At 58.9% G+C, this 24,961-nt stretch carries 28 protein-coding genes; 18 read left to right on the top strand and 10 right to left on the bottom strand.

All coding sequences use genetic code 11. From position 1 onward, the window contains the following. Together ACNS84_RS10025 and ACNS84_RS10020 are read right to left on the bottom strand one after the other, a co-directional pair. A partial coding sequence (locus ACNS84_RS10025) for an AzlC family ABC transporter permease (protein WP_435074704.1) occupies positions 1-594 on the bottom strand: 594 nt, incomplete at its 3' end. Positions 595-720: 126 nt separating this feature from the next. After that, a complete protein-coding gene (locus tag ACNS84_RS10020; RefSeq protein ID WP_435074703.1) occupies positions 721-1,509 on the bottom strand; it encodes a tyrosine-type recombinase/integrase in 789 nt (262 codons plus the stop codon). A 443-nt stretch (positions 1,510-1,952) separates the two neighbouring features. On the opposite strand from ACNS84_RS10020, the gene ACNS84_RS10015 reads away from it, so the two are divergent. From ACNS84_RS10015 to ACNS84_RS09940, 16 genes are all read left to right on the top strand, one after another. Beyond that, positions 1,953-2,297: a TfoX/Sxy family protein gene (locus ACNS84_RS10015; RefSeq protein WP_435074702.1), complete on the top strand. Its 345-nt coding sequence runs from the start codon at positions 1,953-1,955 to the stop codon at positions 2,295-2,297. Beyond that, complete coding sequence (locus tag ACNS84_RS10010; protein WP_435074701.1) at positions 2,297-3,130, top strand: alpha/beta fold hydrolase; 834 nt, start codon at positions 2,297-2,299, stop codon at positions 3,128-3,130. The genes ACNS84_RS10015 and ACNS84_RS10010 overlap by 1 nt, the downstream gene beginning before the upstream one ends. Positions 3,131-3,596: 466 nt before the next feature. Beyond that, positions 3,597-5,030 (top strand): hypothetical protein, encoded by a 1,434-nt coding sequence (locus ACNS84_RS10005; protein WP_435074700.1) that lies wholly within the window; start codon positions 3,597-3,599, stop codon positions 5,028-5,030. A gap of 584 nt (positions 5,031-5,614) precedes the next feature. After that, positions 5,615-6,400 (top strand): alpha/beta fold hydrolase, encoded by a 786-nt coding sequence (locus ACNS84_RS10000; protein WP_162316042.1) that lies wholly within the window; start codon positions 5,615-5,617, stop codon positions 6,398-6,400. 325 nt (positions 6,401-6,725) lie between these two features. Continuing rightward, positions 6,726-7,046, top strand: a complete 321-nt coding sequence (locus ACNS84_RS09995) for a hypothetical protein (RefSeq protein WP_435074699.1) — start codon at positions 6,726-6,728, stop codon at positions 7,044-7,046. After that, positions 7,047-7,586, top strand: coding sequence for a PIN domain-containing protein (locus ACNS84_RS09990; RefSeq protein ID WP_435074698.1), 540 nt, complete (start codon positions 7,047-7,049; stop codon positions 7,584-7,586). Between the two features lie 911 nt (positions 7,587-8,497). Then, positions 8,498-10,894 (top strand): hydrogen gas-evolving membrane-bound hydrogenase subunit E, encoded by a 2,397-nt coding sequence (gene mbhE, locus ACNS84_RS09985; protein ID WP_435074697.1) that lies wholly within the window; start codon positions 8,498-8,500, stop codon positions 10,892-10,894. Continuing rightward, positions 10,891-11,355: an MnhB domain-containing protein gene (locus ACNS84_RS09980; protein ID WP_435074696.1), complete on the top strand. Its 465-nt coding sequence runs from the start codon at positions 10,891-10,893 to the stop codon at positions 11,353-11,355. The genes mbhE and ACNS84_RS09980 overlap by 4 nt, the downstream gene beginning before the upstream one ends. Before the next feature lie 46 nt (positions 11,356-11,401). Beyond that, complete coding sequence (locus tag ACNS84_RS09975; protein ID WP_435074695.1) at positions 11,402-11,746, top strand: sodium:proton antiporter; 345 nt, start codon at positions 11,402-11,404, stop codon at positions 11,744-11,746. Further along, on the top strand, positions 11,743-13,350 hold the full coding sequence (locus ACNS84_RS09970) for a complex I subunit 5 family protein (protein WP_435074694.1): 1,608 nt from the start codon (positions 11,743-11,745) through the stop codon (positions 13,348-13,350). The genes ACNS84_RS09975 and ACNS84_RS09970 overlap by 4 nt, the downstream gene beginning before the upstream one ends. Beyond that, positions 13,347-14,006: a Na+/H+ antiporter subunit E gene (locus ACNS84_RS09965; RefSeq protein ID WP_435074693.1), complete on the top strand. Its 660-nt coding sequence runs from the start codon at positions 13,347-13,349 to the stop codon at positions 14,004-14,006. Before ACNS84_RS09970 ends, ACNS84_RS09965 begins: the two co-directional genes overlap by 4 nt. Beyond that, positions 13,996-14,289 (top strand): MrpF/PhaF family protein, encoded by a 294-nt coding sequence (locus tag ACNS84_RS09960; protein ID WP_435074692.1) that lies wholly within the window; start codon positions 13,996-13,998, stop codon positions 14,287-14,289. The genes ACNS84_RS09965 and ACNS84_RS09960 overlap by 11 nt, the downstream gene beginning before the upstream one ends. A 75-nt stretch (positions 14,290-14,364) precedes the next feature. Continuing rightward, positions 14,365-14,709 (top strand): monovalent cation/H(+) antiporter subunit G, encoded by a 345-nt coding sequence (gene mnhG / locus ACNS84_RS09955; protein WP_435074691.1) that lies wholly within the window; start codon positions 14,365-14,367, stop codon positions 14,707-14,709. A gap of 126 nt (positions 14,710-14,835) precedes the next feature. After that, positions 14,836-15,855, top strand: a complete 1,020-nt coding sequence (locus ACNS84_RS09950) for a DHH family phosphoesterase (RefSeq protein ID WP_435074690.1) — start codon at positions 14,836-14,838, stop codon at positions 15,853-15,855. Positions 15,856-16,048: 193 nt separating this feature from the next. Beyond that, the gene (locus tag ACNS84_RS09945; protein ID WP_435074689.1) at positions 16,049-16,279 is read left to right on the top strand and encodes an AF_0619 family ribbon-helix-helix protein; all 231 of its coding nucleotides are present in this window, start codon (positions 16,049-16,051) and stop codon (positions 16,277-16,279) included. 9 nt (positions 16,280-16,288) lie between these two features. Then, positions 16,289-16,705 (top strand): PIN domain-containing protein, encoded by a 417-nt coding sequence (locus ACNS84_RS09940; RefSeq protein ID WP_435074688.1) that lies wholly within the window; start codon positions 16,289-16,291, stop codon positions 16,703-16,705. A 258-nt stretch (positions 16,706-16,963) separates the two neighbouring features. Here the strand turns inward: ACNS84_RS09940 and ACNS84_RS09935 are convergent, their stop codons facing one another. The 4 genes from ACNS84_RS09935 to ACNS84_RS09920 form a co-directional block, all read right to left on the bottom strand. Then, positions 16,964-17,323 carry a hypothetical protein gene (locus ACNS84_RS09935; protein ID WP_435074687.1) on the bottom strand — a complete coding sequence of 120 codons (360 nt, stop codon included), beginning with the start codon at positions 17,321-17,323 and terminating at the stop codon, positions 16,964-16,966. 67 nt (positions 17,324-17,390) lie between these two features. Then, the gene (locus tag ACNS84_RS09930) at positions 17,391-17,531 is read right to left on the bottom strand and encodes a type II toxin-antitoxin system RelE family toxin (RefSeq protein ID WP_435074686.1); all 141 of its coding nucleotides are present in this window, start codon (positions 17,529-17,531) and stop codon (positions 17,391-17,393) included. Between the two features lie 26 nt (positions 17,532-17,557). Beyond that, on the bottom strand, positions 17,558-17,830 hold the full coding sequence (locus ACNS84_RS09925; RefSeq protein WP_435074685.1) for a ribbon-helix-helix domain-containing protein: 273 nt from the start codon (positions 17,828-17,830) through the stop codon (positions 17,558-17,560). Between the two features lie 519 nt (positions 17,831-18,349). Next, positions 18,350-19,609 carry an FAD-dependent monooxygenase gene (locus ACNS84_RS09920; RefSeq protein ID WP_435074684.1) on the bottom strand — a complete coding sequence of 420 codons (1,260 nt, stop codon included), beginning with the start codon at positions 19,607-19,609 and terminating at the stop codon, positions 18,350-18,352. Positions 19,610-20,196: 587 nt separating this feature from the next. Here ACNS84_RS09920 and ACNS84_RS09915 point away from each other — a divergent pair. After that, positions 20,197-20,631 (top strand): DUF6653 family protein, encoded by a 435-nt coding sequence (locus ACNS84_RS09915; protein ID WP_435074683.1) that lies wholly within the window; start codon positions 20,197-20,199, stop codon positions 20,629-20,631. A 325-nt stretch (positions 20,632-20,956) separates the two neighbouring features. Next, positions 20,957-21,256 carry a putative quinol monooxygenase gene (locus ACNS84_RS09910; RefSeq protein WP_435074682.1) on the top strand — a complete coding sequence of 100 codons (300 nt, stop codon included), beginning with the start codon at positions 20,957-20,959 and terminating at the stop codon, positions 21,254-21,256. 297 nt (positions 21,257-21,553) lie between these two features. Here the strand turns inward: ACNS84_RS09910 and ACNS84_RS09905 are convergent, their stop codons facing one another. From ACNS84_RS09905 to ACNS84_RS09890, 4 genes are all read right to left on the bottom strand, one after another. Then, positions 21,554-22,144, bottom strand: coding sequence for a hypothetical protein (locus tag ACNS84_RS09905; RefSeq protein WP_435074681.1), 591 nt, complete (start codon positions 22,142-22,144; stop codon positions 21,554-21,556). Positions 22,145-22,153: 9 nt separating this feature from the next. Continuing rightward, positions 22,154-22,522 (bottom strand): SHOCT domain-containing protein, encoded by a 369-nt coding sequence (locus ACNS84_RS09900; protein ID WP_435074680.1) that lies wholly within the window; start codon positions 22,520-22,522, stop codon positions 22,154-22,156. Between the two features lie 420 nt (positions 22,523-22,942). Beyond that, positions 22,943-23,239 (bottom strand): DUF3006 domain-containing protein, encoded by a 297-nt coding sequence (locus tag ACNS84_RS09895; protein ID WP_435074679.1) that lies wholly within the window; start codon positions 23,237-23,239, stop codon positions 22,943-22,945. Continuing rightward, a complete protein-coding gene (locus tag ACNS84_RS09890; protein ID WP_435074678.1) occupies positions 23,236-24,669 on the bottom strand; it encodes a lamin tail domain-containing protein in 1,434 nt (477 codons plus the stop codon). The genes ACNS84_RS09895 and ACNS84_RS09890 overlap by 4 nt, the downstream gene beginning before the upstream one ends. Between the last annotated feature and the right edge of the window lie 292 nt (positions 24,670-24,961).

Below are 24,961 nucleotides of genomic sequence, written 5' to 3'. Positions count from 1 at the left end.
ACCGACGAGGGACACGACGCCGGCGACGACAGCGACGACGGCGATAGTCCACGTTTTGATCATGCTGTTCAGGAGACTGATGAACACGAGCGGGACGACGAAGTCGAACTCCCACGCCGAAGGGATGCCGACGCCGAAGATGATACCGGCGGCGAGCGAAGCCTGCCATGCGAGCCAGAACGGGCCTACTACGCCGAGATAATAGCCGCGGATATCGGTCTTAGTGTCGGCCTCAAACCGCCGCACTGAGAGTGCGTAGTTCGGGGTATTGAGAAAGTACGCAAGCACCCACTTCCAGGAGGTCGACATTCGCTCGAAAAACGGGGCGATGGAGAGACTGAGGATCGTAAAATGAACGACGACCGACAGCGCGGTGAGGATGATTACGATGTCCGGGGCACCGGCTGCCAGCAAATCGATAGTCGTGATCGTCGATACTGGCGAGAAGAAGAGCACGCCCATCCCGAGAATTTCGACTGGCGAGAGCCCCGCCTCAGTGCCGGCGATGCCGGCCACGGCCCCGATTGTAATAAGCGGCGGGAGTAACGCCGTGACGTCCTTCGCACCAGCTAGGACATCAGTTTTGAATGACATCTATGCCCACTATGGTACCGTCTCCATCCCCCTAAACGTTCGGCAGCGTCCCTGCCCGATAGGCGCTCTGTATTCAGCAGGACTGTTGAAACCTATCACAAAGTGAGAGGGTCAACAAAAACGCGTTCAAATACCGAGCTTGAACACGCCTTCTCGGTACTCCGACTCGACGTCATCATAGTACATGTGCACATACCGATGGAACGCCGACCGACTGTTATCAAGTTCCCCGCCCATGGTGTCACCACGAAGATACTGTACCTTCGGTTCCTCCATCCCAGCCTTTGCCCGAAACCAGGTCGACATCCAGTGCCGTGACCAGTGTGGTGTAATTGACCGGAACTCATCTTCTGTATCGAATTCGTACTCGGGCCACCAATGCTTCCGCCATACGTGACCGAGACTCGACTTCTTCATCTGCTTCCCCTTCTGCGTCAAAAACAGCCACGGAGCATCATTGTCTGGCCGAATCAATAACCAGTCAATAAGCACGCGACGCGTCTCATCGTCCAGGGGAATGACCGTAGGGCGCTCACGCTTGTTTCCATCTCGAGATTCTTCTGGAGGGATGTACACCGCGTTCGCCGCATCGTCCAATTGGTCGTGCGTTCCCATCGACTCGTAGTGACTCAGTACATCAGGATTCGTAATATGAATATCTTCCATCCGAATGTTCGCCAGCTCCGAGGAACGAACCCCGGTTTTGAGTTGGAAGACTGTAACCGCGCGCTCGCCAACGTGCTTGATGCTCTTCACCAGCTCGCTCAGCTCTTCAAGTTCCACCTTCGGATGATCGTTCGGACTTTCGTTTTCCAGATCCTTCTCGCGCTTCGATTTAACCCGGAGGAACGGATTGTAGCTCGTTGGATGCGGGAACATCGGATTCCGCTGCATCCACTCGTACACCTTCTTCACGTGGTTGATCTACTTCCGTACCTGTGTGCCCTTCATCCGGGGGAGGCAGACATCAACGAACGCTTCGATTTGACGCTCAGTCGGCAGTGTCGGGTGGCGATCGTACTGGCTCATGTGCTGCTTCCAATCCCGGAACGACACCTGGTAGTGATCTTTCGTTCCTCGCTCGGTGATAGATGGCACGGTTCCAAAACCGTCCGGAGTCACTGAATCAAAAGGTGCCCGCGTGGTGGAGGTCGATGCGTCACGAAAATCAGCGTCTGTTAATCCTTCAGGCGACAGGAGTCGCGCGTATATACAGAGAAAGTATGTAGTAGCGAAATCGTCCCCAAACTTCTTTGAAGAGTATATTCTTTTGTCTAGTACGAACTCGGTTTTGATATCTCCGCCGCAGAGGCTATCAGCACCGCTGTCGTACACGAATCTATAATTGAGGGAGCCGAATGAATTACTTCGACAAGGAAGCGGGAGCGGCGATGAAAACTGCGTTCGAAGACGCGGTGTTGGATTGGCCAGCCGTAACTGCAACGACGATGTTTGGTTGTCCATCCTATCAGGCGGACGGTACGCTCTTTGCTGTTCTCGTCACAGACGGTGTGGCGCTGACACGTCTCGATAACGATCACCGCGAACAGGTAGCGCAGACATTCGATACAGGGCCGTTCCAAGCCGGTGAGCGAACAGTGACGAAATGGGTGCAGGTCACCATCGACGACGTGGATACGCTTGACACGCTCGTACCCCACATCAAAGCAAGCTACGAGTCGGCACTAGAGGAATCGAACTGATGGCCGACCAATTAGATCGATGTACAAAAGCCGGGACGAGTTACTTGACGGGAGGCGAGGGGCCCACGCTGTTGTTTCTACACGGCATCCCCGGATCAGCACTCACTTGGGAAGTGGTGGCCGCCCGGTTACAAGAGCAGTATTGGGTCATCGTTCCGGATTTACGCGGATTCGGGCAGTCCGATCCACCGGGTGACGACTACTACATGGAAGGGCAAGCCCGGGCAATCAGGGAGTTGCTTGATGCGCTTGATGTCACAGACTGTGGGCTGGTAACTCACGACTTCGGCGGGCCAGTTGGCCTGACGATGATGCGGTTGTTTCCCGACCTTGAAATTAGGGAGTTGGTGCTCTCGGATACGAACGTCTTCACCGATACATACGTGCCACCACCGCTGCGCCTTGCGAAGATTCCCTTGGTCAACACGGTGTTTTTCCAGTTGATGGTGGGGAACCGGTTCGGATTGCGAATGCTGTATCGAGGGGCGGTGAAGGAGAAGGAAACAGCACCGTGGTCAAATTTTCAGCAACATCTGACTCCATCAGGGATGGCAATGACGCGACGGATCTTCCAGCGGAGTCTCGCGGATCTTGAAGAGAACTACGAGGCAATCGAGCGTATGCTTCCTGATATCCAGAATCGGACGTTAATCTTATGGGGTGATAGTGATCCATTCTTCTCGACCGCGGTTGGCGAACGGATGCGGGCGGCGATTGCCGATGCAGAACTGATTGTATTCGATGAGACGGGGCACTTCGTGCCAGAAGAGCGTCCGATGGACGTGGCGGCGGCCATCCTGACTTTCTACAGTCCTGAACAATCTGAACCGTAGGGACGGGCTTTCCCTCTCGATTGTAAGATACGCACTCTCTATTCAGCACTGACTTGACAAACTATCAGCATCTGAAGATTTCAACAGAGCCACTCAACTTGTTCGACTCAGCCCGCACGCCATCCCTAGGGTTCGGCGAGAGCAGGGCGACGATTTCGTTCCAGACTGCTACATAAGGGTGATCGGAAGCCGGAAATGTACACGCAACCGTGTTACGTGAGTTAATGAAATGAACAAAGTTGAACAACGGGAAAGCCGCTGAAAACGCTGTTCTCTCCCGCTGTAGGCTATCAATTGTATGTCCTCCGGCTGTCGTTCAATCGCGAACGTGAAGCCGAACGAGTTCCTTCAACGAGATCCATTCCTTCCGATAGCGACAGTCATCAGTCGTGATTAGTGGATTTGAATCGCGAGTTTGCGAGAATTCGAAGGAAACGACTTTAGATCGTTCTGATATGATTTGGTCATGAACAGACCGGGGCACACTCGTCGCCGCCTCATCCAGATAAGCGCTCTCGGCCTTAGCACAGGCATCGCTGGCTGTAGCGATAACGACCCCGGGAGTAGCGCGAGAGATGACTACGATGACTCGCCCGGTGAAGACGCGGCCCCCGACGGCGACACCAACGATGCTCCCGCACCTGCCCTCACTTTCAACGCCCCGAATAGGAACTACCCGCTCTATCGCCTGCCCCTTGCCGAGGGTCGCCCAGACCCGAGCGATATGTCCGTTGACCACCCGGACAACACGCTGTTCACCATCGAAGTTCACGGCGAGCAGACGGCAACGGCCACCCTCGAACAGACACAAGTACACCGAGACATCGAACTCCGCCTCTACGTTCGTGACACCTACGGCAAATTCAAATCCACGACCCAGCCGCTCGAATCGAGCGGAGACAACACGTTCGAAACCTACGAAATCGAGTTCGATATTTCCAACATCAATCTCCCACGAGGTGCAGGCAGTATCTGTGAACTCGTCGCCGTAGACCCCACCTTCAACGAAGACTACGAATTCATCATCAAACGCCACCAGTTCGTCGGCGTCGGACACAAGAACGGCGTCAACTGGGTGAACAGCGAGTATCTCAACCACACCTATCACACAGAACCCGACGGATTCCGCAAGCACGACAACCCCCGAGGAATCGGAGGCATCGGCGGCGGAAGCGAAATCTCCGAACCCGCCGGATACGTTGAAACCCGCGATGGTGACAACGAACGCACAGTCTTCCTTGTCACCCGGACGAATTATAACGGTGAAATCTTCGGCGTCTCCAGCCACATCAAACACGAACCCATCAACCGCTACCAGAATGGAAGCAATCGGTATCAGTACCGCTACGGCCAGCAGTACGAAGCCCACCACGCAACCGAAATCAGCCACTTCCAAGAACTCGCCACCAAAACCCACACCGCCATCACTGACATCGGCGTCAAGGGTTCGAACAACCGCCTCGAAGTCCTCGGAGACATGATTCAGATGATTCCGTACCTCCGACAGGGAACTGACCCGATGCCCAGCGTCATCCTGTACGAACACTACGGAGACTGCTCATCCAAGTCCGTCCTCATGGCGTGCATCCTTCAGAACGACCCGTGGAACGTGATGTCCGCATACATCGACTGTGAAATCAACGGCGTTGGCCACTGGACGATTGGCATCGACGTAGATGACCTTGGAAGCGGATTCGATAGGGACTCCTCATTCCTCGTCGCCCCCTCCGACGACCTGAAGAGCAGTGGGTTCCCCAATACGAGCTATGCATTCTTCGACATGACCTACGACTCATACATCGGAGAACGCACCGGAGGCGTTGAGAACAGCTTCATTTACGACGAAGGAGACTTCACGCACAGGAACAATCGTTACGCAAACGACCCCCCGAACTACTGAGCCCGCTCCGCGACATCCTCCAAGTCATCTTCCCCCGCCTGCAAGTACGACTGCATCGACCGCCCAGTAGTATTTATTCATATATGTCGTTGCCTCAGGGCCTGATTTGACGTATTCCGGGCGTTTCATGACGTACATATCTGTATTTTTTATTCGAATGTATAGTGGATTTCAGCTACCTGAACAAGGTCGAGCAGCGGGAGAGCAGGTAGTAGGGACCCGGATGTCCCGTTTACGCACCTCTATCTACGGAGCTAACGAGTAAACATCGGCCTCGGGTCACTGGGCGGGACCCTCCTGCTGGGCCCCGACGCAACCGTCGGTCGGTCGACTGCCTGACTCATCGACTGGCGGGGCCCGACTGGCGACTCACGAGTCAGGAACGCCAGCGGTATCGAGTCTCTGCCGATGGGCCTCGACACGACGGTCGGATTGCGACCGTATTCCGTTCAATCAGATGTCGTTCAGTGGCCAACATCCCCTGACGCAGGATCGCTGTTCGTGGACAACCGCGAGCGGCCCGCGACGACGAGTTTCGATTTCGTACACGAACTGATACAACCCTGGAGCCCCCCCGGTAGTGTATGGAGATGAATCACGTCCGTCGCGGGTCCGGTGAACCGTTACTCTTGATCCACGGACTGGGCGGGAGTTGGCGGACGTGGACCCCCATCCTCGACGGGTTGGCCGCCGAACGGGAAGTCGTCGCAGTGGACCTCCCGGGTCACGGGGAGACGCCGGCGCTCTCCGGTGAAGTATCAATCGACACCCTTGCCGATGCCGTCACGTCGTTTCTCGATGCGAACGACCTCGCCGGCGTCGACGTGGTCGGCAACTCGATGGGAGCGCGACTCGTCCTCGAACTCGCGCGCCGCGGGGAGGTCGGCACAACCGTTGCACTCGATCCCGGTGGGTTCTGGAAGGGGTGGGAGCGGTACTTCTTCTACGCGACGCTCGCCCCCTCGATACGTCTCGTTCGCCTCCTGCAACCCGTGATGGACCGGCTGATGGGGAGCGCCGTCGGTCGGACCATGCTCCTGATTCAACTCTCGGCACGGCCCTGGGACCTCTCCGCCGAGGTCACACGAGAGGAGATGCGGACCTTCGCCGACTCCCCGTCGTTTGACGAACTACTTCGTCGGTTGGCGTTCGGCCCGAGCCAACCGGGGACGGACTCCACACCGGGATCGGTCGTAATCGGATGGGGTCGCAAGGATCGAGTTACCCTGCCCAGGCAGGCAAAACGCGCGCTGGACAGGTTCCCCAACGCTCAGTTGTACTGGTTCGAGGACAGTGGGCATTACCCTCATTGGGACGCTCCCGACGAGGCGACCGAACTAATCCTTACGAGCACTGCGAACGACGAGTGAGCACAACTGTTCGGTCGTGTTCGGACGCGAGAGAGATGAACGATCACCAACTATCTCAGAAGGGATACTTGGATACCGGAAAAGTACACGCGACCGTGTAACGTGAGTTATTGAGCTGAACAAGGTCGAACAGCGCGAGAGTCGATAGCTCGATATTCGACGATACAAGCCGTATGGAGTCCGTTTAGCCCTCGAAATTTCTTCCGATAGCTGCTCTTTCGATCCAGGTTCGATGAAAAAAACCATTTCCGGTTTCGGTGGCTCCGAACGATGTGAAAGTGACGAGGGGGCAAGCGTTTTGCCTCTACACTCACGATGTACACATATGAGTTCCGAGTCCAAAAAGAAGCGTGTCCAGTTCCGTGCACCGAGGGGACTGGTAAACCGGGCCGACGCGCTCGCTGCGGTGTTCGAGACGGATCGGACGGACATCCTCATCTCCGCGCTTCGGGACTACTTGCGGGACGCCGCGCACTCCGACGAGGTGAAACAGGAGATCGCGGAGGCCTTCTACGACGACGACATCACGTTCGAGGAACTGAAAGATCTCGTCGGGCACGAGGAGGCCGCCAACTTCCGACTGCTGAAAGAGCAACTGACCGACGACTTCGTGGACGAGGTCGCGGAGGAGCTGGCCGACTCGTAGATGGTTCTGATAGTCGCCGACACGTCGGCTCTCGTAAGCCTCGGGACGGTGGCGGGCACCTCACCGAATCCACTCGACCTTCTCCTCGATTCGCACACCGTGGTCGTCCCAGAGCAGGTCGTCGACGAACTCACCGAGACGGCGTCCTACGACGACACATCCGGTGAGGCGGCACAGGCGGTTCTCGACCGTCGCTCTGTGTTCGAGACTCGTTCCATCGAACTGGACGAGACGTTCCCGCTGGACGACGGCGAGAACGCGGCGGTCACGCTGGCGAACGATATCGACGCCGTGCAACTGCTCTGTGACGAGTTCAATCGACTAGCGCTCGTCCACGCCTCGCTGGCCGAGACCCGCCTCGTCACGACGCCCATCCTCCTCACCGCACTGGTTCGCAACGACGCGGTCTCGCCGGACGCTGCCGACGGGCTTTTGGCCGAGATGAGTGACGCTCGCAGTTGGTCGTCGAACTCCTACGTCGAGCGGGCGCAGTCCACGCTTCGACAGCAACGCGATAACGAGCAACCCGATCTGAAGTGATCGACTCGTTAGACACGCGCTAGCCGATCGGAACGACTCTCCGTAGAGCAAGGGCACTTCATTTAAATATTCCACCGATACACGCCCTTTGTATCCTGAATTCTGCCGTATTGGACGTGTGGTTGGACACTATTCCAGAGAATTCATTATGGATTTCACCGACTTGAACAAAGTTGAACAACGTGAGTCTAGGTAACACACACCAACGCCTAATTGCCGCTTCAATCAAAATGCTGTGCGTCGGGAAAACACTGTAGATTGATTCTATTCGGATCGATCTCGGTTCTGGATCGAATCAATCTCACTACTCATTGCTTCGCGTTTTTAACAGAACGAATCCACAAAAATCACGACGAAGCCGATAATAGGGACGATATCGAGCGGCGGTCGATGTCGCCCTTTCTGGAAATAAAAGATTATTGACACACAGAGTGTCTACCTCAGCCACTGAGCAGGCTTACCCACTTCGAGACTGCCAGATCCAACTTTACGATATCTCCCTGCCTTCTACGACACGGTTCGACCGATACAGGCAATCATGTATCAGTCAGCCGACGAATAGCTCTGCCAAGAACATTGTGCGAGAGACATCGGATGTGTACAGAAGTGGGATGGGATTTGTTCTATCGGCTGTCTGTCTAGGTTCGTAACAGCTACTCTCTCCCACCCAAGATAGCGCAAAATTACAGACTAGAAACCAAAACACCACACAGTAGGATGATACATAACTCGAACGTCCCGAGTCTTTATCGGCAAAATGATTTTGAGAATGTACCGCCTCACCTTCCAATCCATCCGGGCGCTGCCACCGCGTAAGCCACAGGAGTTTTGCTGTAGGCATCGAATGGTCGGGTTGAGGCCGATCACGACAGATACCGGCAGAGCGTATCGGCCGAAAGAGACGATCACTGATGGCCCCAGACCTGACAGTCGTTACGACCGCCGTCGCGCTTCCCTTCGTTGCCGCGGTCCTCTCGCCGCTTCTGTATCGCGTCCTCGGCGAACGGACCGGCTATGCGGGAGCCGTCGTCGCGGCGGCCAGTTTCGGACTGTTAGCGACGGAGGTCAACAGTGACGGCACCGTCGGGGCGTCGTGGGTCCCCGCTCTTGACGTGGGGCTCCAGTTCACTGTCGATGGGTGGGGGCTCCTCTTCGCGCTCTTAGCCAGCGGTATCGGCGTCCTCGTGTTCGTCTACTCGGCAGAGTACATGCACGGCGAAAAGGGGTTAGCACGCTACTACGCGGCATTGTTGGCATTCTTGGGCTCGATACTCGGCGTCGCGCTCGCCTCCGATCTCGTGTTCATCTTCCTGTTCTGGGAACTGACCAGCCTCTGTTCGTTCGTGCTCATCGGCCACTACACCGACGACAAGGAGTCCCGATACTCGGCGCGAATGGCCATGGTCGTCACCGTGAGTGGTGGCCTGTGCCTGCTCGCGGGGCTGCTCATGCTCTCGGTGGCGGCGCGGGGCGCCCTCGGCGGCGTGACCTTCGATCTGACGGCGATGATCGCGAACGACGAGGCGATGCGCGCCTCCCTCCGCGAGTCGGGGCTGTTCGTCCCGGCACTGGGCTTGATCGTCGCCGCTGCGGCCGCCAAGTCCGCACAGGTGCCGCTCCACTTCTGGCTGCCGAACGCCATGGTCGCTCCGACGCCCGTCTCCGCGTTCCTCCATTCCGCGACGATGGTCAAGGTGGGCGTCTACTTCCTCGGTCGCGTGCGTCCGCTCCTGATGAGTCCCGAATGGGTGTGGATCGTCGCGACCCTCGGGCTGCTGACGATGACCGTCGGGGCCCTGCTGGCGGTGGCCTCGACCGACACCAAGGAGTTGCTCGCCTACTCGACGGCGAGCCACCTCGGACTGATGGTCGCCGGCTTCGGCCTCGATATCGTCTACGGCGGCGAAGCCGGGGCGTTCCACCTGCTCAACCACGCGCTGTTCAAGGCGCCGCTGTTTCTCGTCGCGGGGATCGTCGCCCACGAGGCCGGGACCCGCAATCTCGACAACCTCGGAGGGCTCTGGCGGGAGCTCCCGGTAACAGCCGGCATCACGGTGGTCGCCGCGTTGAGCATGGCCGGAATCCCGCCGTTCAACGGCTTTTACTCCAAGGAATTGCTGTTCGAGGCGACGTACGAAGTCGCCCACGAGGCCGGCGGCTTCGCCTGGCTGTACCCCATCGTGGCGACCCTCGCGAGCGTGTTGACCGTCGTCTACTCGGTGAAGTTCCTCGCGCTGTTCTTCGGCGAGCGGCGGGCCCCGATCAAGGACGTCCACCGACCGCCCATCGCGCTGGTCGGGCCCCCCGCTGTGCTAGCCATCGTGGCAGTCGTCGTCAGCGTTGCGCCGCAGTTGGCAGTCAACGCCATCGTCCAAGGGGCCGTTGACGCTACTGCCACCGGCGAGGCTCGACTCGAGGTCGGACTGCCGACTCACCTCTCGCCCCCGGTCGCGATGTCCGCCGTCGCCGTCCTCGGCGGATTCACCGCGTACCCGCTTCGAGGGCGTCTCGCGGCGGGCATCCGACGCGGCGTCGATGCGCCGATTCCCGTTCGGCCCAGCGGGTGGTACGACTGGCTCGTCTCGACCACCGAGGCGACAAGCGCTCGGTTCGGCTCGGTGGTCCATAATGGCCTCCTCCGGACATACGTGGGATGGGTCGCGGCGGCCGGGAGCCTGCTCGCGCTCGCCGGCTTCGCCGCAGCGGGAGGATCCTTGGGGGTCGGCGGGCTCGGTGTGCCGCTGGCGGTCGCCGTCGTGTTGGGGGTCGCGACCCTCGCCGGCGTGGCCGTGGCGACCGCTTCCTCGCACGTGTCCGGCGTGCTCACGCTGTCGATCCTCGGGTTCATGCTTGCCATCTTCTTCATTCTCGCGAGCGCACCGGACCTAGCGCTCACGCAGCTGGTCGTCGAGACGCTCATCCTCCTCATCTTCCTGCTGGTTCTCCAGCGGTTACCGTCGTTTTACTCGGAGATCCGACCGCTCGCGATCGTCCGTGACGCGGTCGTTTCGATTCTGGTTGGTGCGATGGCGTTCGTCGCAGTCCTCCTGACGATACCGGATCCCGACGCCGACCCGACGAGCGTCGCCACGTATTACACGGAGCAGGCGGTTCCGGGCGGTGGCGGCACAAACGTCGTCAACGTCATCCTCGTGGATTTCCGAGCGTTCGACACGCTCGGCGAGCTGCTGGTCGTCGCGACCGCCGCAGTCGCCATCCTCGTGCTCGTGACGATGCGGACCCGCGGTGAGGCGTCTGTGACTGAGGCCGAAGAGGAACCGTTTCCCGACGGGGGTGACTCACCGTGACGACGACGATCATGCAGACGACAGCGCGGATGACCGTTCCCATCGTACTCGTCGTCTCGATCTCGCTGTTCTTACAGGGCCACAACCTGCCCGGCGGCGGCTTCATCGGCGGTGTTCTCACCACGGCGGCGTTCGTGCTGATATACGTCGCCTACGACCTCGATTACTTGGAGTCGGGGGTGCTCGGGAGGGAGGTCGAGCCCGATACCAGCATTTTCGAGCACCGCACGGTCACCGCCTACCGCCGCATGTTACTCGCGGGCCTCGTGGTCGTTCTCGGCAGTGGCGTCGCCGGGATTCTCGTCGGCGACCCGTTCTTGACTCAGGGATACGTCCACGTCGAAGGAATCCCGATCTACCACGAGGTCGAACTCGCGAGCGCGCTCGTGTTCGATCTGGGCGTGTACCTCGTCGTCGTCGGCAGCCTCCTGACTATCGTCTCGGTGGTGAGTTCCGAATGAGCCGGAGCGGAGGGGGGCTGTCCGTCCGACGCGAGGGTGGTGAGCGATGAGCGTCGCCCTCGCGGTCGCGGTCGGCGGGCTGTTCGCCGTCGGGACGTTCCTACTCCTACAGCGGGACCTCGTGCGGGTCGTGTTAGGAGTCGCCGTCGTCTCCCAGGCGACGTTCGTCTATCTGATCGCGATGGGGGGCATCGATGAGGGGACCCAGGACCTCGTGCCCGTTCTCGAGATCCACGGTGGTGGCGTCCCCGAGGTCGCCGACCCGGTGGTACAGGCGCTCGTCCTGACGGCGATAGTCATCAGTTTCGGAACGACCGCGCTGGCGCTCGTGCTGTCGTACCGCGCCTACGAGGAGAACGAGACCATGGATGTCACGGAGTGGACGAAATGAGCTTGCTCGTGATCGCGCCGCTACTAGTCGTGGTAACTACCGCCGTCATTACGCTTGCGCTCGGTCGGCGACCACAGATCCAGCGCGCGACGAGCGTGGTCGGCGTCGTCGGCTACGTCGGAGTCGTGTCCGTCGCCGTCTGGACGCTCGTTCTCGGGCCGGCGGCCCCCGGCGCAGCGGCCTATCAGGTGGGTGACTGGCCCGCGCCCTTCGGGATTACGCTCGTGCTAGACGGGCTGTCAGCGTTCATGCTGACGATCGCCGCTGGCGTGGGTGTCGCGTCGATGCTGTTCTCGGTCCGGTACATGAACCCCGAGAACCAACGCGCGTACTATCATCCGCTGTTCCACATGCTCCTCGTGGGCGTGACCGGCTCGTTCCTCACCGGCGACCTGTTCAACCTGTTCGTCTGGTTCGAGGTGATGCTGATCGTCAGTTACGTCTTCGTCGCCTTCTACGGCTCCGATCACGCCACCGCGGCGTCGTTCCGGTATCTCGTGATGAACGTGTTCGGAAGCGCGCTCATGCTCGTCGCCGTCGGCGGCCTGTACGCCACGACGGGGACACTCAACATGGCCGACATGGCCCGCCGATTGGCAGCTCCCGACGTGTACGGCATCGATCCCGCGCCCGTCGTCGGGCTGTCGGCGCTGCTGCTCGTAGTGTTCGCGCTGAAAGCCGGGCTCGTTCCTTTCCAGTTCTGGGTGCCTGCCGCCTACACCGCCGCTCCGACGCCCGTCACTGCGATGTTCGCCGGCGTCACCAAGAAGGTCGGCATGTACGCGATCGTTCGCCTCTACTTCACGGTCTTCGCGGCCACGTCGATCCCCGTCGATTTGCTGGGCATCACCGCCACGTCACCGCTGGCCTTTCTCGCGCCGGTGTTGGGAGCGATGGGAGCCGCGAGTATCGTCGTCGGCGGGTTCGGCGCCGTCGGCCAGAACCGACTCGGGGACGTGTTCGCGTATTCGAGCATCGGGCAGGTCGGCTTCATCGCGGTTCCCGTCGCCATCGCCGCGGCGGCAGATCCCACAGGGGCGCTCCGCGGGGTCGCCATTACGGCCGCGCTCGTGTTCGCGCTCCACCACGCGCTCGCGAAGGGACTGCTCTTCCTCTCGGTAGCTACCGTCGAGGACGCGACCAAGACGGACCGTCTTCGGGATCTCGGCGGTCTCGCCGGCCGCTCGCCCATTCTCTCGGGAGCCGTCTTCGTCGGCCTCCTCTCGCTGATCGGCCTCCCGCCGCTGACTGGGTTCTTCGGGAAGTTCCTCGCGTTCGACGCGGCGGTTCAGGGACTCGCGTCCGGTCCCGGCACTCTGTCGGCGCTCGCACTGGTCGCGTTGCTCCTCGGTGCCGTGCTCACGATCCTGTACGCGACGCGCGTGTGGGTCGGGGGCTTCTGGGGACACGAAACGACAGCGGTTGAGGGAGCTTCCGTCGATTCGGGACAGATTGCGGTCCTCGTCGCGCTCGCGGCGGCCGTCGTGCTCGTGGGCGTGGGGTTCGACCCGATCTACCGGTTCGCCGAGACGGCCGCGACCGCCGCACTTGACGGCGAGGCCTACGTCGAAGTCGTGGGCCTGAACGGAGGTGACGGCGCGTGACCCGCACTTGGCCGGTCGCCGGATTCCTGTTCGGCGTCCTCTGGGTGTTCGTCCAGGGACCACCGCTTGAGCCCGAACCGGTCGTCGGGTCGCTGCTTATCGGCCTCGTGGTCGGTTTCCCCATGGCCTTCGTCTTCCGGCGTCTGTACGAGGACACCATGGAGCTCCGCCGATCGCTTCGTGGCGTCCCGTACGCGTTGTTGTACGTGCTGACGTTCATTCGGGAGGCGATCGTTGCCAGTCTCGACGTCACGTACCGCGTGCTCGCGCCCTCCGGACCCGCCGAACCCGAGGTGATTCTCATCCCGCTGCGCGTACGGACCGATCTCGGTGTGACCACCATCGCTAACAGTATCACGATGACTCCCGGGTCGCTCACGCTCAATTACGATCCCGAGGAGAACGCGCTGTACATCCACGTCATCGACGGGAGCGATCCGAAGGACATCGTTGACCCGATCCGCGAGTGGGAGAACTACGCGCTTACCATCTTCGACGAGGAACTATCGCCGAGCGATCCCGCGCCGGATTTCGCCGTCTACCCGCCCGATCGAACGCATCCAGCCCTCAAACAGGCCGCCCCGGAAGTGGATGAAGAGACGGCGGTCGAACCGCCGACCGAGGAGACCACAGGAGGTGACGAGGGTGGCCGCTGAGGAACTTCTCTTACTGGTCATAGACGCCGCGATCGTTCTCGTGGCGCTTCTGAATCTGCTGTGTGGTTACCGCGCAGTTCGCGGACCGACGGTTCCCGACCGCGTGGTCGCACTGGATGCCATCGCGACGAACGTCGTCGCGATCGCCGTCCTGTTCGCCATCAAGACCGGCCGGGGCCTCTTCGTGATCGTTAGCCTCGTTCTCGCGATCATCGCGTTCCTCTCGACGGTCGCGGTTGCCAAGTTCATCACCGAAGGCGACATCATCGTTACACAGAAGTGATCACACCATGGATTATCAACACCAAGTACAACGGGACGTTCCGACGGGTAACCCGGTTTCCAGAGGGGGCCGTCGATGATCGAATCGACCCCGATACGGACTTGGATTGTCATCGGTTTTGTCATCATCGGGACGTTCTTCCTCGCCGTCGGGACGATCGGTCTGTTGCGACTGCCAAACGTGTACAACCGGATGCACGCCACGAGCAAGCCGACGACTATCGGAACAGTTGCGATCTTTCTCGCCGGGTTCGTGTATTTCGGTCCCGGCGGCGCCGGCCTCTCGTCGCTCATCGGTATCGTCTTTCTGTTCCTGACGGTCCCGACCGGCGCGCACATGATCTCCCGAGCGGCGGAACAGATCGGCGTCCCGTTCCTCGGATCCGTGACGTGGCCGGGAAAATCCGACGACGACGAGTAGGGGAACTCCCGACAGTCACCGACTGGGTCAAAGCAGAGACGAAAGACGGATCTAGCTCCGGCCGCCGGCGGTTGCGGACTAATATCGTGAAGTAGACGCTTGTGGTCTCCGTTGCAATAGTGATGCATGGACCCCGTTCAGAATCTTGAAGAGCTCCTCGCCGACGCCGAGAAGCTCATGATCGTCTGTCATAATAATCCAGATCCGGACTGTCTCGCAAGCGCATTGGCGTTGGGCCGGATCGCGCTCGCTGTCGGTATTGACGAACATTACATTCTGTACAGTGGCGATATCTCCCACCAGCAGAATCGGGCGTTCGTTAATCTCCTCGACATCGACCTGAAACCCTTCGAGCCCGCAGCCGTCCAAGATCGTCCCGCAGAGTCACTGCTTGCGTTCGTCGATCACGCGGTTCCCGGGGCGAACAATCGGGTTCCAGAGGGGACCCCGGTCGATATCGTAATCGACCATCATCCGAATGAAGAGATCGAGGCACGGTTCATCGATCACCGCGAGCAGGTCGGCGCGACGGCGACGATTCTGACGGAGTACGTCCGAGACCTGGACATCGAGATGGACGCCGCTCTCGGGACGGCCCTCCTGTTCGCGATCCGTCGCGAGACGCTCGGGTTTCTCCGCGGCGTGACCAGCGATGAGTACGGCGCTGCCGGCTGGCTCCACGAACACGCGGACGGTGCGTTGCTCCGGACGCTCTCGACGCCGTCAGTCACTGGGGCGACTATCGACGCGATCGCGGAGGCGGTGAGGAACCGGACCGTGCATGGCTCGGTCCTCATCTCGGGGATCGGCCGGACGAACGAGCGTGACGCGTTACCCCAGGCAGCCGACTACCTCGCAACCCTGGAGGGCGTCGAGACCGCGATTGTGTTCGGGATCGTCAACAACGGGATTCAAATCTCAGCGCGGTCTACCGATTCTCGAATCCACATCGGGAACGTGCTTGACGGGGCGTTTTCCGACGTCGGCAGCGCTGGCGGCCACCGAGAGATGGCCGGTGGCGAAGTGCCACTCGGTATTTTCGCGGAGTATGCGACTGACGACATGCAGCTGTTCGCGATCGTTGACCAAGTCATGAGTGCTCGTCTCATTGCCGAACTCAATCTCATGACAGAGACGGACACGTAGGCTGATCTGGTCGGTGAATACGAGACGTTCGGCCGGAAGACCGGATTCTTGTCCGCATTGAATACGTTCCAACAACTCCTCTCAAGTACCTCACCTAGTCTCGGTGAGAGAAACACCGCGAAGCTAGCGGTCAGTTCCTGCTGCTGTGCTCCAACCCAAAGACACAATATTCTGTGTTCGCACAGTTTTCTGTATGCCCAGTATCACCGTCAATGTCGATGACGACCTCAAAGACCAAATGGAGAGACACCCGGAAATCAACTGGAGTGAGGTTACCCGACAGGCCATTCAGGAAAAAATCGAGGCACTCGAGGTGATGGACGAACTCACGTCCGGGAGCGAACTCACCCAGAGCGACGTCGCCGATATCGCCGATAAAATCAACGGGAGCGCGCGCGAGCGCGTCGAAGAGGAGTCGGAGTAGCCTCAACGGATGAAGCTGGTCGTCGATGCCAACGTCGTAATCTCCGCACTCATCGCCGACTCGAAAACTCGTGAACTCATCGTCACACTCGAACCCGACCTCCTGACACCAGCGTTCGTCCACGACGAGATCGAGAACTACACCCAGTTGATCGTAGAGAAATCCGGTATGAGCCCAGATCGAGTCACCCAGTTCGTCGACCTCCTGTTTCAGTATATCGAGGTCATCTCCGCTGAGGAGTTCTATCCGTACATCGAAGCGGCCGAAGCAGCGATTGGGGAGACTGATCCCGACGACGTGCTGTACGTCGCCTGTGCTCTCGCCGGTGATGTAGCCATCTGGAGCGACGACACTGACTTCGACGAGCAAGACGTCGTCGAGGGATATTCGACGACCGGCGTGAGAGGCACATTCGACACGCGCTAACTGACCGATCATCCTGATTGTAGGCCACAGAAGCTTCGTTTTATATACCGTCTAGTGAAAGGCGCTGTACCCTGTTCTCGACAGTGTGAGTTTATCTCCTGACGTTGTTTCCGTGAGAATCTGTGGTGGATTTCAGCTATCTGAACAAAGTCGAGCAGCGCGAGTCGCGGTAGCACACACCACAATTCCTGCTCCCCTTGTCGATTGAGGAACCAAAGAATCCCCTTTCCCGAGGAAGACGGAGGTGAATTCACTCAGTCATGTTTGGTAGTGTTGTGCCGTCATTACGAGCGAGGTGAGGAGAGCGAATGCGGCTACGGTGATGATTTGTGGCCCGATGGCGATACCGATGAATCCAAGGACAAGTAGAAGGAGTGTTGCTGGCCACGCCGACAGTCTAAGCCACCGCTTGTCGTACCATGAGCCTGCACCCACGACGAGAGCAAGCAGGAAGACTCCCATTCCGAGCAGGAACGCATTCACCGACGTTGAAATTCCACCCAGTACGAGGTACCCCAAGAGGAGAATCCCAGAAAACACAGTTGCACCACCGAAGATGATTTCTAACTTCCCAAGTGTTGTCTGCATTTCAGCCATATCACTTCGTTCATAGGTCATGCACAAGAAACGGTGTGTAGAACGGATAAAAAAGCCGAATCCATGTGGCTAATACGCACGGTCTCCCTCACGGGAACTCGTCGTAGATGGACGACCGATGCCCGACCGCACCGACCTGCATCACTCGTGCCTCTCGGTTGAACCGCACGATTGCCCGATAGTCACCAACTCGCAACGACTGCCACGGCTTCGCGCCAGTCAGCGGCACGCTCGGAGAGTTCCCACGTCCACTCCTCACTCATCCCTGCCGAATCGCTCGCGGGCCTCTTCTGCACTCACCGTCTCGTCTTTCTCGAACTGTCGTTCGCTCTCCAGCAGGTCTTCGAGCGCTCGCTTCGAGAGTCGCGTCCCGTACACCGCGTCCCGCAGGGCCTCACGCATGAACTCTGAGCGCGAGTTGTATCCCTGCTCCTGCCATCGTTCGTCTAGGTCAGCGAGAAACCCCTTCGGGAGCCGGAGGTTCACCTTCTCGTCGTTCCCGTCGGCGGCGGTGTCAGACTGAGCCATAATTCGTAGTACGAGCGTACTACACAAGAAGGTTCGGCTACCACTCGGAGACATCGGAGGGACACGAGCTAAATGCCGAAGAAGCGGCAATCTGTGCAGAATCTGTTACATCAGTCGAGAACCTGAACAAAGTTGAACAACGAGAGAGAAGGTAGTCGAATTCTGGCATTTCAGGGCCTCTATTGCGGTTCCAATTGCAAAAACTTCTTCCGGTAGTTGCGCTCTTGTTCTCGAATCGGTGAACTATAGTATAGATCCGTAGGTGCCACGGACACTGATTCAAAACGAGATCTTTGGGCGAGCAACCAAATGTTTGACAAATTTGCTCACGAGGCAGTTAACTGCTGGAGATCGCTACTCGGTCGATGTGTATCGATAATCGACTTCAGTAGTCGGTTAGATAACAGAAGTCACGTGCTGTATACAGAGGCTATATCCATCAGTGCAATCAGAGCTATCCCACCCGTGTCCGAGTTGATTGCTGGAGATGTCTCGTAGAAGCGAGAACATCGGAATACATTATTCGATGAAATGGGATTGAGTTACAGAAACAGACCGGTCACCGAGCGCGAATGATTCGATCGATTTGCGAATCGGCGGTAATCGAGGAACGAGCCAACTAAAGGCAGTTGCCGAGCCCCGAACCAGTAGTTCAGGAATGTACTGTCCATAGGTAATCCAGAATGCGAGATTCTGCGCGGCACGCCGCTGCAATGAGATAACGCGCTCAACTGTCGGGCGACGGCGTGTCTCGAATTCGCTCAGAGTTACCTCGGGCACTACTCCTGTGCTGTCACGTAGCCCCCTAGCGAGCACGTCATGGATGACGACTGCATCCTCGATAGCCAGCGGATTCCCTTGAGCGCCTATTGGACTTGCGGTGTGTGCAGCGTCTCCTAATAACAGCATACCGTCCCGGGCCCAGGTTGCTGCATTCCCCGGTGAGACATCAAGTAGGGTAGTATCTCGGAAGCCATCGAGATGGCGATGCATTGCCGCTGCAAGTTCAGAATCGATGGCCGCGATGCGGTTACAGAACGCGCTGAAGCCCCCCTCTCGAATCGTCGTCCATTCAGCATCAAGTACCGGATATCCCACCTGGAGTTCGCCTTCTCCCAAGCCGAAGTACAGGAGGATGCCGTTGCGATTGATGCGACCCTCAGTACGGGCATCAATCGCGCCACTTGGAAGTTTGAACCACACGAGATCTATCGGTGACTCGAAAAGTCCAGGGTCGATCCCAGCGCGTGACCGAACTGTGGAGTAGCGTCCGTCGGCACCGACTACCACACGCGCATCGAATCGAACGTCAGCATCTGCTTTGCGATCGTGAGCCTGTATGCCTTGGATGGTGCCGTTGCCCTCGACTCGCAAATCGGTGACTGTCGTCGAGGGGTGGAACGTGAACGATTCATATGTATCGGCCCGCTCTACGAGATACTCGAGTAACGACGGTTGCTCCATCATCAAGGCGTAGGGATACTCGGTATCGAGAACGTCGAAATTCAGAACTGAAATATCTCTTCCATAGAGCGAGAATGTACCGTCGGTCACGGTTTCGTGAGCTAGATCGAGTATTTCGTCGAGAACACCCATTTCGTCGAAGAGGCGGATCACACCCGGATTCCACCCGAACCCACGGTACTCGCGTTCGAACGTCGCGGCCCGCTCGATGAGTGCAACACCGATCCCGCTCCGAGCGAGCAAGTACCCTAGCACTGCACCGCCAGGCCCACAACCAGCGATAGCGACATCCGCGGTTTCGACACGATCAGGCATGTCTACCGTCGTGATTGCCAGTGATTTATACCCCCATGGGCCGTGTTTAGACGTTCTTAGAGAGTGTGGACTGCCTTGTGATGGGGATAACGACATGTGAACAGGTTCTCGGGTCGGTGAGTGGCCCTACGGCGAGAAGCCGACGTTTGTGTTCACTCACAGAGACCTCTCTCCCGCGACAGAGACGATTGAGTCCGTTGACAAAGACGTAGCAACACTCTCCAAAGAACTCGAACAACAACTCGAACATATCCGGCTGGTGGGCGGTGTAAATCTAGCACAGTCGTTTCTACGAGTGCAGGAGATTGACGATCTTCAATTGTTTTTATTCCGATACTCATCGGGGAAGAGCTTCGGCTATTTAGTGGTAATTACAACCGGCAGAGACTGTGATTATTCAACACCGTTTCTGATAACGGTGGAATGGTCGAACATCATTACGAGATCATCGACCGAGATCTCTGTCACCACCGATGTTATGCGAGATGTATGCAACACGGCTTCTGAAACATCTCCCCAACTGAGGATTTCGTCAAGGCGGGTTAATTCTAACTCGCACTACACCATCCTCTTCTGTGTGAACCATCATGGCTGGTATTGACGCAGATACGTTCTGGAAGCGGCACGAAAACCCATTGAGCGTCTGGTGGTTTATACTGATGTATCCGATAATCGTTCTGACGCTGTATCGGCGGAGCAGAACACTTGGGGGCTGTCTCCTCGCCTCGCTACCAGTGAATTTATTCGTGGTATCACCACCGAAAAGCGATGATGCATGGGCGACTCGGGTTGTCCGGGGTGAACAAGTTTGGCTCGAACAGGGAGTACTATCATCAACAGATCTCCTTCTGCTCACAACCCTTGGCGGTGTTGTCCACCTGTACACGTTCCGTGCGGCACTTCATCGCAGACCGGTACGGACGGCTGTCGGGACTGTGGTGTCTCTGATACTGATGCTCCTGTTCTTCGACCAGATGGCCGAACTCTACGAGAGGACGAGAGAATCAGAAGACGAGAGTTGAATTACACACGCCGGTAGAAACCAGTATGGCTCCTGAAACCAATCACTGATTGAGCGTTTCAATAAGTCCTCAAATTCACTATCGCCGCTTCTTTATGTGCGGTTGCGGTCCGAGGGCTCTGACGGCTGATGGCAACATCCTTGAATCCGAGATGCCCCTATTTTCACGAGAATCTGTCATGGATTTCAGCTACCCGAACAAAGTGGAGCAGCGAGAGAGTCGGTAGCCAATTTATAGCGTTTCTAAGCCTTGGCGATCCTCTACACTCACTAGCCTCGCTATATTTATCGTCTTGGCAATCCTACATGATAGTTGGTGTAGAACAATGACCTACATACTTGGAAAAGCCGCTGTTGCAGACTTCGACGAGTGGAAATCGGCGTTCGACAGGTTCGATTCATTCCGGACTGAACACGGACAACAGGGGTATCAGGTCTTCCAGAGTGTAGATGATCCAAATGAGGCCGTCGTCCTCTTCGAATGGGCTGACGACGAAGACGGGCTCGCGTTCTTCGCGTCCGAAGAGATGCGTGAGCGATTTGCAGAAGCAGGTGTGAGCGGCCGCCCCGATATGACCGAGATGACGTTTATCGATCAGAAGTCGGCCCACTCGCCGTCTGCGTAAATCCACAGACAGTGGCCATACCAGTGGCTCTTGTGAGTGTAATAAAACACTTATTTAATTAGGAAATGAGCCAGTGTAAAACAGGCCGGCAATACAGAGCCTTAGACGTACAACTGGTACATCTTCTCGTACAGCTGCTCACTATCCTCATACTACGTATGTACATAGAGGTTGAGCGCGTCATTATCATCGATAGCCATTCATCATCCATGTCGGGACGCACCAACAACTAATTACCAACTTCCGGGACTCCTCATCCAACGGCAAGACCGTCAGTTCGTGGAAAGCGACGAATGCTCACGTGACGACGATGCCGCCGTCAATTTCCATGTAGGGGTGGCCGTAGCCGCAGTCTGTCAGGCAGCTCAGCGTGTAATCGCCACGTTGCGTCGCACGGAGTTGACGAACGACAGGCCTGGTGGCACTCTGCGGAAGCGCGACCGAGCGCATCATCATGCCACCATCCATGTGAACCTGTCCGGATGGCACGATTGCGAGGCTGTGGTCGGGGTACTGCTCGTTTGCTTCCTCCAGCAGGTCGTGGAAGTCACTGTCAGCAGGGGACGGGATGCGCTCCTCATTTCGTTCTTCGAGCGCCTCGTGGTCGGGGATGGCCTCGCGGATCGACGATGGAAGGGAGTTCATGGTTTGATGCGAGAGCGTGTTGAACGAAACGACGCGAAGAACGTCGTCACGTTGCAGGCTGACACGCTCTTGTTCCTCGCCAGATTCGTCAAAGATGACGAAGCCCCAGTGGTAGGCTCCGACGTAGATCGTTCTGTCTACGTCGTCGTCACTGCCCGGGAGTGTTCCGGCACATCCCGAGAGACTTGCGACACCGGCTCCGAGCGCCGTCAGGAACTCTCGCCGCTGTATCGTTGGAAGCATGATAGTGGATTACTGCGACTCCTCGCGGCTGAGTTTCGCGCGGCGTTCCTCGAACTCCTCCTCGGAGAGATCACCGCGAGCGTATCCCACTCGGAGTTCCTCGAGGGCGCGGTCTGGGGTCATCGACGGTCCAACGCGGCCGACGAGACCGCGATAGAGAAGGTACCCGATACCGACGAGGGCGACGAGCCAGACGAGCATCATCCCGATGCCCCACAGCGGCGAGAGGCCGCCAGCCATCCCGCCGCCCCACCACCAGCCCATCAGCCCCAGCATCGGCATCGCGAATACCATCATCAGCAGCGGGAACAGGACGATCACTGCGAGGACGATCAGGACAATGCGGAACAGGCCGTCGGAGGTACGCTCTGTGGACATAGTGAACTACTGGTGGAATACGTCGACTGCATTCATAACGATGGACGACCGGTACTGTTCCAGTGATCGGTCCTGGCTTGGGAGACAACCGATACGTTGCTCCGTGTCTCGACTGAGGTGAGTCCACGCAGCAGCCGGAGTCAGCCGACTCACGTGCGGCTCACCACCGACGCGACTCGGTTCAGACACCCTGCGAGGGACCCGACGGCGACGATATCGCCCGCCGCGAGGAGCCGACGCCGGCTGATCGCGTCTCGCGGCGCCTCGCGATCGCCGTCCTCTGCTGTTCATACGTTCATACTCGGCTACTGAAGGCGGAGAGACCCCATAAGTAGTCACCGAGTAATGAATAGTGAGAGACGGACGCGTCTGCGAGGGAACTCGACGGCCGGCCACGTCGCGGGGCGCGCGCCCGAGGCGCTACTCTCGGTCGTCTTTCGGCGGGCGTCTGGAGAGCCTATCGAACCGGTTCTGAGCGGCCTCGGACCGAGACGACGTGCGTTCGGAATCGTAGGTCGCGTTCGCGATCGATCCGTCCGCTATCTCCACGTCCAGAACCGCGTCTGCGTGTCGCCCGTCCTCGGGGAGTCGGTCGGCGGCGACGACGGCGTTCCCGACTTCGTCGCCGTCTGACTCGAAGAAGAGCGTCGCGAGTCCGTCTTCGATAGAGTCGACGACCGCCGTGTACGCGCCATCGGAGATGTCGGATGAGGTCATTCGTACGATTCCGTAAGGACGCGGTCCCCCGTAGCGTTTGCGACGAACACGGTGTCGCCGCCGTTGTTCCAGACCGGCGAGCCGGCGCCCCAGTAGAGCTCTCCGTCGGTGTCTGTCCCGCTCCCCGTTCTGAGCGTCAGCGTCTCGCCGGGAGCGAGCGTCACGCCGTCCGGTACCGTGTAGCGCTTCCCAGCCTCGTCTTCGACGGTCCACCCCGACAGATCGAGCGTCTCCGTCCCGACGTTCTCGAAGACGACGTACTCGTCGTTGAGGTTCTCGCGGTCGTCGCCGGCGGCGTCCGCGTTGATGCTCGCCACCGCGAGCGACCCGTTCGACTCGGCAACCTGATCGTCGTTGCCGTCGCCCGCGTCGTTGTCCGCGTTGCCGCCGTCGGTGACGGCGACGGTTCCGTCACCCCCTATCTGTGCCCGCTCGGCTACCTCGCCGGTCGTTCCGGGCTCGATCGGGTCACCGTCGCGGAGCGAGAGCGGTTCCGTCGGGGCGTTCCGCTGCGTTCGCACGGAGACGTTCGTCCCGTCGCTGACGAAGACGACGTCGCCGTGCGTCGCCGTCCAGTACGTCGGTATCGACCGGTCTGCGAACCGCTGAAGCACCTCTTCGTGCGGGTGGCCGTACTGCGAGTCGTACGCGCTGGAGACGACCGCAACCTGCGGGTCCACGGCATCGAGGAACGCGCCGCTCGACGAACTGCTCGACCCGTGGTGACCCGCTTTCAGCACCGTCGACTTGAGCTGATCGCCGTACTCGTCGACGAGGTACGCCTCCTGATCGTCCTCGGCGTCGCCTGACAGCATGAAGCTCGTGTCGCCGTGCGTGAGTTTGAGCACGATACTGTTCTCGTTCCGGGCTTCGTTTTCGAGGTACGGCTCTGGAGGGCCGAGCACGTCGACGTCGACCTCACCGAACCGGATCGAATCGCCTTCGCGCGTCTCGTACAGCGTCACGTCGTGCTCCTCGACGGCGTCGAGGTACTCGGCGTACGTTCGCGTGCTCGCCGCAATCCCCGGATCGTAGACGGCACCGATCCCGTCCGCCTCCGTCTCGTAGTAGTCGATGATCGCCCCGTTCCCGCCGATGTGGTCCGCGTCGTTGTGCGAGGTGACGAGGTGGTCGATCCGGTCCACGTCGTGTCGCTGGAGGTACGCGATCACGTGCTCCCCGTCGTCGTTGTAGTGGCCCGTGTCGACGAGCATCGTCTCGCCGTCCGGCCCGACGACGAGCGTGCTGACGGACTGTCCGACGTTGATGTAGTGGACTTCGAGCGAGCCGTCGGCGGCTGTGGTCGGTGACTCGTTATCAGGCGCCGGGTCGGTGGATATCGGCTCGCCGAGCGGTGCGCCCGCACAACCGGCGAGAGCGACGATGGCCGCGACGAGAAGGACACGGGATAGCTCCCGAGGTGGTGCCATTGTCTTCCCTCGGCAGCGGTACCGTGTAAAGTTGATCTAACGTGAAATACGTTCGTCACGTAGAACGGAGTTACAGGCGGCCTTTCACTCTGTCAGTCGGTCGTCGGTCAGCGGTCATCGGTCGCTGTCGTCGACCAGCCGGTGAGCGAACGACAGTCGTCTGACTAACACTTATCGTATGCTAATGGCAATAGTTAGCACGCCCCATGAGTTCAGATATCCCCGCTGAGAGCTCGGCCGACCAGTCGGAATCGCGTCGGACGGACGGGACAGTCGGTCCGACGGCATCGGA

The organism is Halorubrum wangae (assembly GCF_051194135.1).
Classification (GTDB): Archaea; Halobacteriota; Halobacteria; order Halobacteriales; family Haloferacaceae; genus Halorubrum.
Note: the sequence above shows the minus strand (reverse complement) of the source record. Positions and strands in the feature narration are given on the sequence as shown.

Excerpts from the sequence above, each read along its gene's own strand:
- ACNS84_RS10015 (WP_435074702.1), top strand. The coding sequence starts at position 1,953 with ATGAATTACTTCGACAAGGAAGCGGGAGCGGCGATGAAAACTGCGTTC.
- ACNS84_RS10010 (WP_435074701.1), top strand. The coding sequence starts at position 2,297 with ATGGCCGACCAATTAGATCGATGTACAAAAGCCGGGACGAGTTACTTG.
- ACNS84_RS10005 (WP_435074700.1), top strand. The coding sequence starts at position 3,597 with ATGAACAGACCGGGGCACACTCGTCGCCGCCTCATCCAGATAAGCGCT.
- ACNS84_RS10000 (WP_162316042.1), top strand. The coding sequence starts at position 5,615 with ATGGAGATGAATCACGTCCGTCGCGGGTCCGGTGAACCGTTACTCTTG.
- ACNS84_RS09995 (WP_435074699.1), top strand. The coding sequence starts at position 6,726 with ATGAGTTCCGAGTCCAAAAAGAAGCGTGTCCAGTTCCGTGCACCGAGG.
- ACNS84_RS09990 (WP_435074698.1), top strand. The coding sequence starts at position 7,047 with ATGGTTCTGATAGTCGCCGACACGTCGGCTCTCGTAAGCCTCGGGACG.
- mbhE (WP_435074697.1), top strand. The coding sequence starts at position 8,498 with ATGGCCCCAGACCTGACAGTCGTTACGACCGCCGTCGCGCTTCCCTTC.
- ACNS84_RS09975 (WP_435074695.1), top strand. The coding sequence starts at position 11,402 with ATGAGCGTCGCCCTCGCGGTCGCGGTCGGCGGGCTGTTCGCCGTCGGG.
- ACNS84_RS09970 (WP_435074694.1), top strand. The coding sequence starts at position 11,743 with ATGAGCTTGCTCGTGATCGCGCCGCTACTAGTCGTGGTAACTACCGCC.
- mnhG (WP_435074691.1), top strand. The coding sequence starts at position 14,365 with ATGATCGAATCGACCCCGATACGGACTTGGATTGTCATCGGTTTTGTC.
- ACNS84_RS09950 (WP_435074690.1), top strand. The coding sequence starts at position 14,836 with ATGGACCCCGTTCAGAATCTTGAAGAGCTCCTCGCCGACGCCGAGAAG.
- ACNS84_RS09945 (WP_435074689.1), top strand. The coding sequence starts at position 16,049 with ATGCCCAGTATCACCGTCAATGTCGATGACGACCTCAAAGACCAAATG.
- ACNS84_RS09940 (WP_435074688.1), top strand. The coding sequence starts at position 16,289 with ATGAAGCTGGTCGTCGATGCCAACGTCGTAATCTCCGCACTCATCGCC.
- ACNS84_RS09935 (WP_435074687.1), bottom strand. The coding sequence starts at position 17,323 with ATGACCTATGAACGAAGTGATATGGCTGAAATGCAGACAACACTTGGG.
- ACNS84_RS09925 (WP_435074685.1), bottom strand. The coding sequence starts at position 17,830 with ATGGCTCAGTCTGACACCGCCGCCGACGGGAACGACGAGAAGGTGAAC.
- ACNS84_RS09920 (WP_435074684.1), bottom strand. The coding sequence starts at position 19,609 with ATGCCTGATCGTGTCGAAACCGCGGATGTCGCTATCGCTGGTTGTGGG.
- ACNS84_RS09915 (WP_435074683.1), top strand. The coding sequence starts at position 20,197 with ATGGCTGGTATTGACGCAGATACGTTCTGGAAGCGGCACGAAAACCCA.
- ACNS84_RS09910 (WP_435074682.1), top strand. The coding sequence starts at position 20,957 with ATGACCTACATACTTGGAAAAGCCGCTGTTGCAGACTTCGACGAGTGG.
- ACNS84_RS09905 (WP_435074681.1), bottom strand. The coding sequence starts at position 22,144 with ATGCTTCCAACGATACAGCGGCGAGAGTTCCTGACGGCGCTCGGAGCC.
- ACNS84_RS09900 (WP_435074680.1), bottom strand. The coding sequence starts at position 22,522 with ATGTCCACAGAGCGTACCTCCGACGGCCTGTTCCGCATTGTCCTGATC.
- ACNS84_RS09895 (WP_435074679.1), bottom strand. The coding sequence starts at position 23,239 with ATGACCTCATCCGACATCTCCGATGGCGCGTACACGGCGGTCGTCGAC.
- ACNS84_RS09890 (WP_435074678.1), bottom strand. The coding sequence starts at position 24,669 with ATGGCACCACCTCGGGAGCTATCCCGTGTCCTTCTCGTCGCGGCCATC.